General features: G+C 46.7%; 6 protein-coding genes. 5 read left to right on the top strand and 1 reads right to left on the bottom strand.

From position 1 onward, the window contains the following. Positions 1-46: 46 nt before the first annotated feature. Complete coding sequence (locus tag R3O62_RS03810; RefSeq protein ID WP_317472883.1) at positions 47-4,075, bottom strand: two-component regulator propeller domain-containing protein; 4,029 nt, start codon at positions 4,073-4,075, stop codon at positions 47-49. 320 nt (positions 4,076-4,395) lie between these two features. On the opposite strand from R3O62_RS03810, the gene R3O62_RS03805 reads away from it, so the two are divergent. From R3O62_RS03805 to R3O62_RS03785, 5 genes are all read left to right on the top strand, one after another. Further along, positions 4,396-7,566 carry a SusC/RagA family TonB-linked outer membrane protein gene (locus R3O62_RS03805; protein ID WP_005811643.1) on the top strand — a complete coding sequence of 1,057 codons (3,171 nt, stop codon included), beginning with the start codon at positions 4,396-4,398 and terminating at the stop codon, positions 7,564-7,566. Between the two features lie 11 nt (positions 7,567-7,577). Then, on the top strand, positions 7,578-9,557 hold the full coding sequence (locus tag R3O62_RS03800; RefSeq protein ID WP_005811641.1) for a RagB/SusD family nutrient uptake outer membrane protein: 1,980 nt from the start codon (positions 7,578-7,580) through the stop codon (positions 9,555-9,557). A gap of 18 nt (positions 9,558-9,575) precedes the next feature. Next, on the top strand, positions 9,576-10,883 hold the full coding sequence (locus R3O62_RS03795) for a hypothetical protein (protein WP_269110299.1): 1,308 nt from the start codon (positions 9,576-9,578) through the stop codon (positions 10,881-10,883). Between the two features lie 244 nt (positions 10,884-11,127). Further along, a complete protein-coding gene (locus tag R3O62_RS03790) occupies positions 11,128-13,878 on the top strand; it encodes a DUF5695 domain-containing protein (RefSeq protein WP_022011253.1) in 2,751 nt (916 codons plus the stop codon). 1 nt (position 13,879) lies between these two features. Then, positions 13,880-16,342, top strand: coding sequence for a glycoside hydrolase family 127 protein (locus tag R3O62_RS03785; protein WP_317472882.1), 2,463 nt, complete (start codon positions 13,880-13,882; stop codon positions 16,340-16,342). The last annotated feature ends 83 nt before the right edge of the window (positions 16,343-16,425 follow it).

Below are 16,425 nucleotides of genomic sequence, written 5' to 3'. Positions count from 1 at the left end.
CCACTTTTAGAATGTATTTTTCCGAATGGGTGATGAACCGGTCTGTTTACTGACCTTTGCCGTTCTTGAATTCATTGGGTGTCACTCCACAGAAACGCTTAAATGTTTTGCTGAAGTAGCTGGGATTATTGAATCCAAGCTGCCATGAGATTTCGGCGATAGTCAGATTGGTTTTTATAATCTTTACTTTGGCAACATCGATCTTGATTTTATTTATAAATTCGGTGGCACTCAGATTTAACAGTTTCTTCAGCTTATTGTATAGTTGGGTTCGGCTGATGTTCATGTGTGCAGTCAATTGATCGACACTCAATTCCGGTTCTTCGATATGTTCGATGACGAATTGGGTCAACGATTTGATAAACTCTTCGTCTTTGTTGTTAAGTTCTTCGTTGAGTTCGAATATTTTCATATCGTGATAATGTTCGCGGATATTACTTTTAGCTTTGAGTAAATTGGTGATTCTGAGGTTCAGTTCATCAAAAGTGAAAGGCTTTTCAATATAGGCATCTGCTCCTGCCGATAATCCCTGCAGCTCGTTCTCTTTCGAAGGTTGAGAAGTGATAAGAATGACCGGAATGTGAGAATACTCCCGAGAGGTTTTAATATACCTGCTCAATTCATATCCGTCCATATAAGGCATCATGATGTCACTGATAATGATGTCGATAATGTGTGTTTTCAGCAATTCGACTGCTTCCTGCCCGTTATAAGCTGTTTTCACTTTATATAAACGTAGTAATTTACTTTTTAATATGTTGTTGATATCCGGATTATCTTCTACCAGTAGTACAGTCATTTTCTTTTCTGTATTTGCGGCATTCATATCTTCTTTTAACCCGGAGTTATTGAGTAGGTATACAGTGTCTGCTACTACGTCGGGGGAATTGACGATATCCAGCGTTTCATCGGGAACGATCATATCTTTGGAGTCTTCTACCAGAGGCAATCTTACTTTGAAGGTCGTGCCACTATTTTGATGGCTTTCTATCTCAACCGTGCCTGAAAGTAGTTGAACTAATCCATTCACCAAAGCCAGACCGATACCTGTATTAGAATATTTCTGATCAGACGAATCGGTTTTGTGGAAAGGTTGCATGACAGCCTCCCGTTGTTCCGGATGAATATAAGAGCTGCTGTTGTGGCAAGAAAGAATCAGTTGTCCGGCATTCTTATCCACATCAATCCTGAAGTTTATTTCACTCTGAGGATCAGAATGTTTGAAGGCATTGCTGAGCAGATTGCTGATGATTTTTTCAATCTTGTCTCTGTCGAAGACCGTATAGTAGGAATCTGTTGAGGTTGTATATTGAAAGACAACCTGTTTTTGTCTGAAGACAGGGATGAACAATTCGAAGATACTACGTCCGTATGTCATGATGTCTCCTTTCACATATTCTATACGGGCGTGATCGGTTTCTACGGAACGAAACTCCAGAAGCTGATTGATAAGAAACTGAAGGCGTTGGATGTTCCGATTGATTATTTTCATTTCTTCTCCGGTGATTGTGTTGTTCCGGCTGATTGATATATCTTCAAATACGGCCATCAGTATAGACAAAGGAGTCTTAAATTCGTGGGTAATATAAGTGAAGAAATTTAGCTTATGCTTGTTTAGTTCGCGCAGGTTGTTCTTTTCCATGCGTTCGATGCGTATATCCATTTTATCACGCATGCGAATGCGGTAGAAGCGGACAATTATAAAGCCGATCAGGAGCCCGATTAAAGAGTAAATGGTGATCATGAAGCCACTCAATAGAAAGTGAGGAAGGATGTTTACAGTGATTTCACGGCGGTCGAATACAACTCCGTTTTTCCCGATAACCCGTACATGGAATTTATAAGTTCCGGGATCGAGGTTGGTATAAGTGACTGATTGTGGGATTTGTTGTGTTGTGTTCCACTCGGTCTCCATACCTTCCAGATAATACTCACAAGAAAGTTGTGACTGACAGTTTTCATTGTAGTTGATTACCAGGAAGTCAAAAGTCAGGGTATTCATACCGTGAGGTAAGCGGATAAGGGACGTACTGTCGATATTGCTTTGCAGGATGCCATCCGGTGACGGCTGCACATGCTTATTGAAAACCTTGAAGTCTGAGAAAGTCAGGTGGATATCGTTTGTAGGGTTGTTATGGTTCAGTCCTTCCGGCCGGAAAAAGCATACGCCATTGATACTTCCGAAGTAGAGAGTACCGTTTGTATCTTTATAACCCGGACAGGTATTAAACTGATTCGAAATCAGATTGTCGGATACCTTGTAGTGGGCAAAACTCTGACTTTCCGGATTAAATGAGAAAATACCGTTGTCCGTACTCATCCATAGATAGCCGAAACTGTCTTCCTGTATGGAATAGATGTCTCTCTGCCGGAGTTCGTTCTTTTTCCCGAAAACCTGTATACTGTCTGCATTTGCATCATATTTCATCAGTCCTCCATTACTGGTGCCAAACCAGACATCTCCTTTCGAATCGATAAAGCTGCAATAGATGTTATCGCTGGTCATAGTTTTACAACCTGTCGCTCCTTTCTGGTATCGGTGGATGCTATGGGTAGGAATATGATACCGGAAGATGCCGTTGAAGTGTGCAGAAAACCAGATATTATCTTTTTTATCACGTATGATGTCGTCAATGCGTATAAGTCGGAATATATCCGGAAGAAAGGGGGTGAATGAATCTGTCTGAAAATGATAGATATTGACTCCCTGGCTTGTGCCTATGAACATAGTATCGGGGTTGTGAACATAGAGCTTATAGATTGAATTATTGGATAACCCCGTATCTCTTCCTGCCAAATTCTTATATGAGCGGATATATCCCCTCTCCAAATCCACCTTTTGTAGGCCGTCGACAAAATTGCCAATCCATATATTGCCGGAGTAATCTTCGGCTAATGCGTGTACGTTGTCTCCGTTTAGCGATGGATGGGTCGATTTGTTTAGGTACCTGATGTGACCGTCCGGATAAAGAATGGAGATTCCGTGATCTTCGGAAGCAAACCATAACGCTCCCTTTTTATCTTTGATGATGTTACTGATCGCTTTTCCTTTCAGGTATTGTTTCCCATTATCTGCTATCAGGTAGTGGAAGTTGTTTTCAGTCAGGCTAGTATAGTTGATACCTCCAAAGAATGTACCGATCCACATAATATCTCCACGACTTTTATAAATGGTGTAGATTGCATTATCGTTCAGTCCGGACTGGACATCTTTCGCATGCTGGCGGTATTGTACGTAACTGTTGTCCGTGTAGTCGTAGATGAAAAGTCCGTTTTCGGTTCCGATCCATAGATTTCCCCGCATATCTTCCTGAATGCAGCGGATATAGCGCATGTCTTTTCTGTCTTGTGAAGAGAACTCCACTGAAACGAACTGGTTATAATTCTTATTATATCGGTACAACCCGTTTTCGGTAGTTCCCAGCCATAGAGTGCCCTGAGAATCTTTGTAGATGGAAGTGAATTCGACAGGATAGTCGGAAGAGACTTCTGCCGCTGTGATTTTCCGGGTCATTTGTCCGTTGGGGCGGAAACAATAAATCGTATTCGGACCGACAGCCCATACATTTCCGTTAATATCCAGTGTTACTTTTATAATCAATCCTTTGTAGAGCAGTGCCATGCTTTGCTCTACTTTATTATACGCATAGAGTCCGGAATCTGATGCGATGAAGACTGAACGTCCGTCGTAGACCATGTCCAGCACGTATAGTGGGGTCTTGGTTTGCGGAACAATAGTGGTGAACTTCTCTTTCATCATATCGTATAAGCACACCCCCTCATTAGTTCCCATCAATAGAGTATCTTTCCCAAGCAGAAGCAGTTTCTCGATGCAGTTTGAAGAAAGTCCGTCATCCGACTTGTAGTATTGTTTAATGTTGTATCCGTCATACCTGTTCAGTCCTTTGAGGGTTGCAATCCAAATATATCCTTTCGAATCCTGCACAATATCGCGTACGGCACTATATGTAAGTCCGTGTTGACTGCCCAGAGAGTGGAACATAAGTTCATTCTGTTGTGCATTTAGTATAACAGAAGAAATAAATAAAATCAGGGTAAAAAAGCTCTTCTTCATTCGTCTCTTAATTACGTACAACACAAAAGTCTGAAATAAAAACGAATCAGAAAGGCACTTATGGTCACAAACTGATATTTATGTTCACTATGGTAATGTTTGGTGTAAATATGAATATGAGTATCAGTGAATAATTTATTGTTCTATGGTTCGGGTCTCTTTTCGCCTACTTTTGCTGAAACAACAAAACAGTAAAATACGAATGCAAAAACAACTGAGTATGGAACCACACAAAATGGACTCGTCCTGATTTGGCTTCGGGACTTAACAAAGAAACTAAAAATGTATGAATCCTTTTTAATGACTAAATTACTAATATTATGAATCTAAAAGATCTGAACAACCTTAGAGCAGATACCGAAGGCAGGATAAAAGCCGTCTTCTTAATATGCATGTTTGTGCTGGTGTCTGCAGGTGGATTTGCTCAAAACACAAAGAGCATTTCGGGTACAGTGAGAGAGAAAGGCAGTAATGAAACTGTTATTGGAGCCACTGTACAAGTGAAAGGGACACACAACGGGGTGATTACTAATGAAAACGGAGAGTATACGATTAAAAACGTATCTCCGGGACAAGTACTTGTTTTTTCGATGATCGGCATGAATACGGTTGAGAAAACCGTAGGCAGTCAGAATCGGATAGATGTACTGATGGATTCGGGAGTGCTGATTGATGAAGTGGTGGTGACTGGTTATCAGACTCAGCGTAAAGTAGACTTAACCGGATCTGTATCCAGTTTGAGCTCCGACCAGTTTATGCAAACCAATCCGTTAAGCCTGGAACAAGCCTTGAAAGGCAAAATATCCGGTGTACAGGTAATGAACAATGATGGTGCGCCGGGTGGCGGAATCACGATTAAGATTCGTGGAGCCAGTTCTATTACGGCAGGTAGCTCGCCTTTGTATGTCATCGACGGTTTCCCGCTTCCTATCTCGGACGATCCGCTGGAGAGTCCTTTAGCAACTATCTCTCCCGATGCCATCGAGAGTATCTCTATCTTGAAAGATGTATCGTCTACTGCCATTTATGGGGCGCAGGGTGCCAATGGTGTTGTGCTGATTACTACCAAGAAAGGTGCGGCCGGTATGAGTGAGATTTCCGTAAAAGCTACTTATGGTATCAGTAAACTGGCAAATTCAATCCCGATGCTGGGTGCCGAAGATTACATGCGTGCATATATGCGTGATATGATTATGAGCGGACGCTGGCAGAATGCCGATTTCTACCAGGAGTATAAAGATCAGGTATGGAATACCAATCCTTCCCGTTTCCAGTTCTATCCGGATCTCTGTTTGCAGAATGGTACCAAGCAGAATTATGAAGTGTCTTACAGAGGCGGAACCGAACGGATACAGAACTCTACCATTTTCTCGTTGATGAACGAAGACGGTATCGCAATCAATACCGGGTTTAAGCGATTCTATTTCCAGACGAATAACAGCATCAAACTGCTTCCACAACTGACTTTGAACACGAATATCTCGTATGAGCACAATATTCGTAGCGGTGCTTTCTGGACAGAAGGAAACATTTTCAATGAAATACAGACTTTCTCTCCGCTTGTTCCCAAAGAGTGGACTTTCCAGGAGATAGATGACAACCTGTACTATACAGGTAAAATGGATAATCCTTATCGGAAGCTGAAAGACATTGATTACAATAATAAAAATAATACTTTCTTCGGTCAGGCGGAATTGGTATACAACATTAATGATAACTGGTTTGTAAAAGGCGGTATTGGCGTTCGTATCCCTAAAGGGGAAGTCAAAGAATTTGTTCCGAAGACCATCCAGCGCGGTTATGATAATAATGGCTTGGCTACGTATGCTACACAAAGCGGATTAAATATGCGTGGAGTGATACAGGCCGGATTCAATAAAGTATTCAACAAGGTACACAGTCTTTCGGTGAATGCCGTGTATGAGGCCAATACCAATAAGTATGAAACCTTTAATCAGGAATATTCCCAGTTCAATACCGATTTGGGGTGGGAAGGTATTTATGATGCAAAAAGTGGTAACCATGTGAAGTCTCCCGGTGTATCTTACGAAAAGATAGCCATGCTCTCGGGAGTGTTTATGGCCAACTATTCTTATAAAGGCCGTTACTTGCTGAAAGCTTCCATGCGTGCTGACGGTTCTTCTAAATTCAGTCCCGATAACCGTTGGGGATTCTTTCCATCCGGTGCGCTGGGTTGGAGAGTTTCAGAAGAAGAATTCTTCAAGAATGTGCCTTGGCTGGAGAAGAACGTAAGCAACCTGAAGTTGCGTTTCAGCTATGGCCAGGTGGGTAACGACCAGATTGCTCCTTATGCTTATGCACAGACATTGTCTTCCAGCCAGCGTCAGGCTATCTTTGGTGACGGAGCTATCCCGGCTTTGTATACCAGCCGTATGGCGAACCCGGAGATCAGTTGGGAGGTGACGGAAGAGTTTAACGGTGGTCTCGACCTGGATATGTTCAATAACCGCCTGAATGTGTCATTGGACCTCTATACAAAGACTACCCGTGATATGCTGCTCGAACAAAATCTGCCACGTACTTCCGGTTTCGGGAAGGTGACCCGTAACATTGGTTCGGTGCGTAACCGCGGATTTGAGATCAGTGTAGGCGGTGTGCTTATTGATAAAAAGGACTTTACCTGGAATGCTACGGTGAACTTTAGCTCCAATCAGTCCAAGGTGCTTAGCTTAGGTACTGAAACACAGATGCTCGAAGGACGTCCCGTAGGTTCGGCTTCCGGTTCGGAGAATGTTCTGATTAAAAAAGGATATCCTCTCGGACTCTTCTATGGTTTGCAGATGGAAGGCATCCGCAGCAACTGGCATTCGGATTATAACGGTATAGGCAGTGCCGATTCTCCTTGGTGGTATGCTACCGAGAGAGAGATGCCTTACGGTTTCCCATCCTTTGCCGATACCAATGGAGACGGAAAAGTGGATATGAGTGACCGTGTTGTGATCGGAGACGTGAATCCGGTGTTTATCGGTGGTTTGAACACTCGTCTGCGCTGGAAGTTCATCGAACTGGCTATGGACTTCAGTTGGTCATACGGAAATGATATTATCAATGGTAATGTATACAACCTGATGAACAACGGGGATATCCGCAATAAATCGGCTGTGTATTATAAAGATGCCTGGTTTGCGAACAATCCTACCGGTACTTTTACAGGTCCCGGTGCCATTGACTGGTCAGGATATATGTGGGCTGCTTCCAACTCGGAGATGGTGGAAGACGGTTCGTTCCTGAAGATGAACAACCTGGCTGTTACCTTCCGTTTACCGAAGAACGTATTGAAGGCTTGGAAGATTAAAGACCTGGCTCTGACGTATACGATTAACAACGTTTTCTGTCTTACGAACTATTCGGGATATGACCCCGAGGTACGTAGCGGTAGCTCTGTGAACAACCGTATTCTTCCGGGAGTCGACATTTCGGCCTATCCGTACGCCCGCTCTCATATATTCTCACTTAATTTCAAATATTAACAGGTACTGCCATGAAGAAAATATTATTAGCCCTTTTAACCTCTTGCGCCTTAGTGTCGTGTGAGGGGTATTTCGACCAGTTACCGAAAACAGAGCTTCCGTCTGAGACTTTCTATACCTCATATGACGCTGCTTTGCGTAATGTTGCTATACTCTATGCCAATGCCGGGCATGTGAACGATGGAATTATGACCAGCGACCGGTTTATGATGCCTTCGCTGATGAATGAAGGTCCGTTCGACCTGACATCTACCTCGGGTAGTGTGCTGAACTTATGGTCAAAGCATTATTCATATATCGCGCAGGCGAACCTGATACTTGAAAGACTGGAAGCTAACAAAGGAGTGATTGACGAGAACGCCGGACATTCTGCGTTGGACAAGGCCACCATCACCGGATCGGCAACCGAGATGCTGATGGGCGAGGTGCGTTTCCTCCGGGCTTATGCTTACTTTACTTTGTACCGCTATTACGGTGGTGTGCCCCTGGTCACAGAGCCTACTGGACCGAAACCGGCTTATGTGCCACGGGCAACCCGGCAGGAGATGTTCAAGTTTCTTTATGACGAGATGGCTTATGCATTGGATAAGTGTCTGGATAACCGTTCGGGCATTGCTTACGGCCGTGTGACGAAGGGAGCCGTGGCAGGTATGCTGGCAAAGATGAAGATATTCCATGCTTCTTATATCCGCCGTGCGGAAATGTATGGGGATAAGATCAATGAAACGACGGCTGGCGATGTGGATAAAACGACGTTATATGCCGATGCCGTGAAGTTGTGTGACGATATTATTGCCGGTATATATGGAACTTATGAGCTGGAAGAGTACTTCCCCGCTGTATTTACCAAACGCAACAACGAGATTATGTTCAGCGTGCTGGCAGAAGAAGGGGTGGGCACCGGAAACAAGATACCGATGGGCTTTGCCGGTGAAGGCAAGTACGGTGCTACCGGCGGAAGAAACCTGACCTCGTGGCTGACGCTGCTATATGACATACCGATGTGGGAACATAACTACAGTTTCAAGGACGTGTGTATGGATTACGGACAGGTGGACCGCTTCAATGCCGAGAGTCCGAAACCGGGAACAACTCCTTATGATTTGCAGAATCTTTATGACCGTACCGGGAAATACTCCATAACGGGAGATGTTACCCGTCGCATGTGGAGTTCGGTGAAAGGCTGGGTGACCGGTCCTAACAGTGGCGGTGCTCCAGTCGGCTTGTGGGTATTCGAACCTGCCGGACGTGAACTGGGCCCTGAGTTCTACATCGAACCGGGTAAAGTAAACGATTATACCGAAGAGCAGCTTAAAGTCATGGATGTGGCTCTCGAGAGTCACGAACGGGCTTGGTGGAAGAACGAGACGAACGGGCAGAACAAGCCCAACCTCTGGAACTGTAACTGGTGGCAGTTGGGTAAGTTCCGTAACCTGAATCCGAGTGAGCTGAGCTCTACTTTTGATATCAATTACGGTGGTGTGGACTATCCTGTTTTACGTCTGGCTGAGGTTTACTTACTGAAAGCAGAAGCCCAGATTATGCAGGGTCATGCTTCGGAAGGAGTGAAAACGATGAACATCATCCGTGACCGTGCTTGCCATCAGGGTTCCATCAAAGATATGTTTGTCTCTCAGGGAGATGCTCCTTATACTTACCAGCCGGGTTCGGTTATGATGATTCCTACGAATATTAGTCCGGCCAATGCATTGAAGGAGCTGATGTATGAACGTCTGCGCGAACTGGCAGCCGAGGATGATTGCGGGTGGCTCGATGTAGCCCGTTTCCCGGATGTGTCGATGGTCGACTTGGCAGATATCTGCCGTTATCGTGATCCTCTGCAGTTCTTTGATCCGTTTGGTGATCCGGCGCGTGGAGAGTACCTCTGGCATCTTTTCAACGAAGAGAAGGTATACCGGGTGCTGATGCCGATACCGTTTACCGAGTTATCGTTCTTCCCAGAGATGAAACAGAATCCGGGATATTTCTAATACTAAATACGAATGGATATGAAAACAAATAAACTGATTATAGGGCTGCTTGCTGTGGCAGCCACTTCGCTGGTTTCCTGCGAGAAATTTGGTGCAGACGTAGAGACACCGTCTGTCAGCATCTCCGTATCACCCCAGAATCCGAAAGTAGGCGAAGAGGTGACGGTGACCATCAATACCGATGCCCAGTACCTGACGCTTTTTACAGGTGATGAAGGCAAGAAGTTCGAACGTTCGCGCGTTAAAGCCATTATGGAGCACGATTGGGACAGCTTCTATGAAGAGTGTTACCGGGTTCCTTATGCCAAAAATGGGGAAAAGACCCTGTTTTATAAATACTTTAAAGACTATCAGTCCATCGAAGAGGTGAAGAAGGATTTTGAGTTCTTCGGTGCCATTGACAATATCCAGTTGGTCCCCTACAAGAAAGGGGACTTTCCGGAGGCTTTGATGGAGATGAGCTACATAGGGACCAATCAGCTGAAGTTTACGGTGACCGACCGGCGTATCCCTTCGGGCATACGGATGAAACCGGATATCCACATCTTTGGCGGACTGGCCAACCAGCCGGGTAATACGATTATCGAAAGCCGCTTTGTGACGTGTGATGCCGACCGTGCGATTCGTAAGTATTCTAATGATGCGTGGGTGGCTGCTTACTTCGGCCTGCACACCGAGCAGTTGGAGGACTTTGGCGGATATAGTGCCGGATACAAGTACTATACGATGCAGGATGAGCGTTCGTACGGCGCATTCCAGACCAACGATCCGCTTTCACGTCGTCCTACCGAAGGATTTTATAAACTGGGCGATATGTACAATCGGGATACGTACCTGCAACCCTTCCTGGATCATGGTGAAAAGATCATTCTCCGCCAGGTGGACATGTACGTCAACGGCCGTTCCACCTTTGCGGCAGCCGACGATTCGCCTTATAAGTACGATCTGGATGGGGATGGAGTATTGGAATCGTATGAATGTGAACTCGATCCTGCTACCGGACTTCCGGTTCACGAAGCCGACTATACGAAGTATAAGGGTTTCCAGGGCGATGTCTATCTCTCTTTCATAGAGATGGGGACCGACGAGTACGAACCTTGGAACACGGGTGTTTCGCTGGGTTCTGTATACACTACCGGAGGAATTCAGAAAACTTATAAGTACATTTACACCGGAGCCGGCGATTTTACCATTACGGCCGTTGCCACCAATGTGGGTGACAAAGACTATAAGGGGATCGATTATAGTGAAGAGCGGAGTAACTCGCTGGATGACTACAGTCATAAGAGAGCACTTAGCAGTGTGAAAATTTCAGTGCAGCCGTGATGCTTCTCTGCCGAATGTAAAACAGTGGTTGAGTATCTGCATGGCAGCGTTTATCCACCAGGGCCCCGGACGAAGTACCGCCGTATACTCGAACGAAGTACTGCCGTATACTCGGACGAAGTACTGCCGTATACCCGGACGAAGTACCTGCGGATAAAAAGTGCCACACAGCCCTCCTGTGACGGATGAGGCACAGCAATGCTCAACTACTGTAGATTACTTTATTAATTAAAGAATGGTGCCTATGAAACTTAAGTATTATATTTCATCCTTACTCTTTCTCTGTCTGAATATTTCTTCTCTCCGGGGTATAACTCCCCAAATGAAAGTCAGTCCGGACGAAAGGGGAGTAAGCTCGCTCGTCTTTCAGGGGGCGGACAATGTCCGCAACTATATAGACCACGGGAAGTATCTGGGCGATTTGAATCTGGCTTACGAAGTCAGGGGGAAAAGCTATGCAGTCTCTCTGGCCGATATTTCCCCACAGATTCTATCCGCCACCTCCGATAAGATACAGATATTCTGGCAGCTTCCTTCGGATGTGCGCCTCTATCAGACTTTCACCATCAAGGGTGAAGAGGTGGACTGGGAGATTGAGTTTTTCAACCGCAGCCACCATCCGGCGACGGTGACGGACCTGTGGTTCTCTTTGCCTGTCGGTGCTTTGGACGAATCTATCCAGGCACATCAGAATCTGAACCGGCACTTCTCTCTGAACGGGAATGCTTCTTTTTTCTACTGGACTCCGCTGACAGGGCAGGGTGACATCCTGCTGATGACCATGCAGAAGGGAACTTCGATTGAATATGCCACAGCGGACGGCAAATATTATCTGCATTCCACCCATGCTGTGGACCGTACAGATGATACCTGGAGATTGCCGTCTACCTCAAAGACTGTACAGCCTTACGGACACTACGTTACCGGTTTCAACTTCACGCTTGCCGGAAATCACGAGGAGATACAGACGAAAATTTATGATAAGCAAGGGGTGATTGTAAAGGTTGCCCCCGGCATGGTCGTTACTCCGGAGATGGAGGTCTGTTGCGCTTTGCGGTCCAAGCTGCCCGTTACCGGATTGACGGCGGAATATCCTGCGGAGATGCAGATCACCAGCCTTGGACAGAAGGCAGGAGATACATATCTGTATAAGTTTCGTTTCTCCCGTTTGGGAGAGAACCTGATAACGGTACGTTACGGAGAAGATCAGGTCTGTTTCCTCGACTTCTTTGTGACGGAACCCCTGGAGACCCTGATTAAAAAGCGGGCACGTTTCATTGTCGGACGGCAGCAGCATCGCGACCCTTCCAAGTGGTACAATGGGCTTTATAGCCTTTGGGATATGGAGAAAGCCGAGTTGCTTTCGCCCGACCACCTGGGAGACTTGCGGGAAGAGTTCATGGTGGGTGGTTCGGACGACCCGTCCAACAGCAAGCCGGTCTATGTGAGTGAAAAGAATGTCATCTATCCCGACCGGGAAGAAATCGCCTCTCTGGAATACTACGAAGAAAACTTCGTATGGGGCAAGTTGCAACGCACAGACCGGGAATATCCTTATCCGTACGGCATTTACGGCAGCGAAAACTGGCATCAGAACCGTAGCGGGAAATATGGTGGATACGAAGATGGCGGTTCGGGCAAGGGACGCATGTGGCGGACCTTCGACTATACCACTCACTTTGCCATTTATTATAACCTTTACCGGATAGCGGAGGATAATCCCGAGATGGTTTCCTACCTTGATGCCGATGGTTATCTGGAACGCGCCTACCGGACGGCAATGGCCTATTTTGAAGTGCCCTATAACATTTTGATGGGCAAGCAATGGACATTTCATGGCTGGACGGACTGGGCTTATAAACAAGGCAACTTTCACGAGCGCTATCTGCTCGACATCATCCGTGCCCTTGAGCAGAAAGGGAGAGAGAAGGATGCGGCCAAGCTGCGTCGTGAATGGGAGAAAAAAGTAACTTATATGGTTTACGAAGATCCCTGGCCCTTTGGCTCCGAGATGTTTGTCGACCGTACAGCCTTTGAGTCTTCCTATTACGTGGCAGAGTATGCGAAGTTGAATCCTATCGAGCCGGAAGAGCAGTTCTGGTACGACAAGAACCTCAAGAAGTGGTATTCGTATACTTCGTTCGATACTGCGATGATCGACCGTTTCATGCAGAACCAGCTGGATGGGAACCTTGCGCTGCGCGGATTGTTTGAGCCGGGATATGCCAATCTGGGCACAGCGTGGAGCGGACAATACGTAAACCTCGACTATATGACCCAAATGGGAGGTGTGGCATTGCTCGATTATGCCTATCGGTTCTCCGACCGGCCGGACAGATACATCAATTACGGATATAACTCTTTACTGGCTTCATGGGCACTGATGAACACCGGTACGAAGGAGACCGGCTTTGGCTATTGGTATAAGGGAGAGCGGAACGATGGTGCTGTCGGCTGGGCCTTCTCACCCTACCAGAACTCACGCACTTACATGAACTATATCAAAGTGGGGCGTTCTCCCTGGCGGTTTGATGGTGAAATAGACCACGGGCTTACCGGAGGCATCCACGGTTCGGGAGTCTATCTGGTGGATGATCCCAACTTCGGGCTGATCGGCTACGGAGCGAATGTCCGGACGGATAAGAACGGAACCGTGAGTATCACTCCCCTTGACGGAGTACGCCGGCAGATACGTATCATGACTCCTGTCCGTTTCTCCATCGAATTGATGCAGGACGGATTCCGGAAAGATCATCCCGTCACCCTCAAAGGGGCAGCCGAAGAACTGAGCTTCTTCATCGAAAACCGTTCCGGCAAACGTCACAACACCACCATCCGGACCGAAGGAATGCCGGAAGGTAAATATACTGTCATGACCGATCACAAAATGATAACGACATTCCACATTGAGGCGGGTAATACACATCATCCTTATTATATAGAGGTGCCCGTTACGGACAAACATACCCAAGTGAAACTTTTAAAAACAAATTAGAATGAAACATGTACTAACAGGGCTATTTCTGCTTCTCCTTACGACAGCCTGTTCGGAAGAGGGACAGCAGACAATAACACCCGTTCCCTTTAATCAGGTGACTTTGACCGATGGGTTCTGGAAAGAAAGGATGCAGACGGAAATCAACGTAACGGTACCTTTCTCCGTTGAGCAGAGCGCACCGGCGGTAGAGCGTTTCCGGCGTTGCGCCGCCTTTCTGGCAGGAGACTCCACAGCCCTTCCCGAGACTCACCGCTTTATAAGCTCCGATCTTTATAAAGTGATGGAAGGAGTGGCTTATTCATTGATGATTCGCCCGGACAAGGAGCTGGAAGAGTTTATGGATGAAGTGACCGACCTGATTGCTGCTTCACAGAAAGAGGACGGATATTTATATATTTCGCATATTTGTGGTAATCCCGATCCCCGAGAGATGGGAGAGAAACCCTACTCGTGGGTTGTTCATAGCCATGAGCTTTATAATGTGGGGCATCTGTACGAAGCAGCGGTAGCCTATTATCAGGCTACGGGTAAGGATAAACTGCTGAATGTCGCCATAAAGAGTGCCAAGCATGTGAATAAGGTGTTCTTTGAAGGAGGTGATCCCAATTATAATGGCGGCAAACCGGTCAATCAGGCTCCGGGGCACGAAGAGATCGAGCTGGCACTCTGCAAGCTATACCGGGTGACAAATGATACGTTGTACCTCAACATGGCAAAGAAGTTCCTTGAGATCAGAGGAGTCACTTACCGTCCGGAAGGTGAGGGAGTAATGGCGCCGACTTACGCACAGCAGCATGCGCCGGTGAAAGAGCAGACCGAAGCTGTTGGGCACGCCGTTCGTGCGGCATATCTATACACAGCCATGGCACAGGTCGATGCCCTGACCGGACTGAATGACTATACCCGTGCGCTCAATTCTATTTGGACGAATCTGGTCACTACCCGTATGCATATCACCGGCGGCCTTGGGGCCATAGAGGGGATGGAAGGCTTCGGGGCTCCTTATGAACTCCCCAATCTGACAGCCTATAATGAAACCTGCGCGGCGGTAGCCAACGTGTTCTTCAATTATGGTATGTACCTGGACAGCGGAGACGCTAAATTCCTCGATATAGCCGAGCTTTCACTCTTTAACAACTCGTTGGCGGGCATCAACCTGCATGGCGACCGTTTTTTCTATGTCAATCCTCTTGAGGCAGACGGAGTGAGACGCTTTAATCATGGGAATGGCGGACGTGCCAAGTGGTTCGGGTGTGCCTGCTGTCCTCCCAATATTTCACGTCTGATCCTGCAAGTGCCGGGCTATATGTACGCCTATAGCAAAGACAGGGTTTACCTGACCTTGTATGGCGGCAGCCAAACGGAAATTCCCCTAGAAGAAACCCGTGTGAAACTGGAGCAGTCCTCTGCCTATCCGTTCGATGGAAAAGTGCGCGTGACGGTGCAGCCCGAAAAGGCAAGTAAATTCTCGGTTTGTATGCGTATCCCTACGTGGGCACGCTCCGGAGAATTTGTTCCGGGGGGACTTTATCCCTATAAACAACCGGGGCACACGGAAATTGAACTGAGCGTTAATGGACAGAAAACAGATTTCAGGATGGAGAAAGGATTTGCCGTTGTCAAGCGTAACTGGGAGCCGGGTGACGTGGTCGAACTCAACATCCCCATGCCGGTGCGTTTTGTAGATTGCATCCCCGAAGTCAGTGAGAATATAGGTAAGACCGCCGTAACCCGCGGCCCATTAGTCTACTGTGCCGAAGAAGTGGATAATGCCGGCCCCGTCCAACGCCTCTATCTGGGCGATGTTAACGAATCACAGGCAAAGGTGGCCAATATATCCTCCGGTGTGCTGCAAGGATTGGAAAGTATCACCCTGCCGGGTATGGAGAAAAAAGTGGAAGGCATCACCACCCGTGAGATCACGATGGTTCCTTACTACGCCTGGTGCAACCGGGGAGACAACCGTACGATGCTGGTTTGGTTGAACGATGAGGCCTCCACCGCCAGCATCGGCCAGCAAGCCATGGCTTATCTCCGTAATATCAAAGCGGTGAACGTATCCTCCCTGGCTGCCGGAAAGAATATTTCCACACGTGCGCTTTGCGACGGAAAAGTATCCGATTCTTCCGCAGACAAGCTGACTGAAAGGTGGATGTCCGACGGCTCGGGCAGACAATGGGTGCAGGTAGACTTCAGAGAACCCTTTCTGCTGAACTCCCTTTCCATGTATTGGCTGGACGATCAGGAAAAAATAGCCATTCCGTCCGGTTGGTCGGTAGAGTATAAGTCGGATGCCGGATGGAATTCTCTTGAACTCTATGTGACGGACTCATATCAGGTGGGCACCGATCGGTTCAACGTAGTACATCCTTCAGGCAGTGTTGAAGTGGAATCCGTTCGTATTCTTATAGAACCTCAGAAAGGAAAATCAATAGGTGTTTCAGAGATAAGGTTTGAGTAGGTTCTTTTTTTTCAGCAGGAAAGAGGGTGTTGTACAGCAGAGGCAACATCCTCTTTCTCTATCAGTACATGCCGTATTCTCAC

Source organism: Bacteroides hominis, assembly GCF_033042785.2.
GTDB lineage: Bacteria > Bacteroidota > Bacteroidia > Bacteroidales > Bacteroidaceae > Bacteroides > Bacteroides hominis.
This window is presented reverse-complemented; position numbering and strand designations above follow the sequence as displayed.

Excerpts from the sequence above, each read along its gene's own strand:
- R3O62_RS03790 (WP_022011253.1), top strand. The coding sequence starts at position 11,128 with ATGAAACTTAAGTATTATATTTCATCCTTACTCTTTCTCTGTCTGAAT.
- R3O62_RS03785 (WP_317472882.1), top strand. The coding sequence starts at position 13,880 with ATGAAACATGTACTAACAGGGCTATTTCTGCTTCTCCTTACGACAGCC.
- R3O62_RS03805 (WP_005811643.1), top strand. The coding sequence starts at position 4,396 with ATGAATCTAAAAGATCTGAACAACCTTAGAGCAGATACCGAAGGCAGG.
- R3O62_RS03795 (WP_269110299.1), top strand. The coding sequence starts at position 9,576 with ATGAAAACAAATAAACTGATTATAGGGCTGCTTGCTGTGGCAGCCACT.
- R3O62_RS03810 (WP_317472883.1), bottom strand. The coding sequence starts at position 4,075 with ATGAAGAAGAGCTTTTTTACCCTGATTTTATTTATTTCTTCTGTTATA.
- R3O62_RS03800 (WP_005811641.1), top strand. The coding sequence starts at position 7,578 with ATGAAGAAAATATTATTAGCCCTTTTAACCTCTTGCGCCTTAGTGTCG.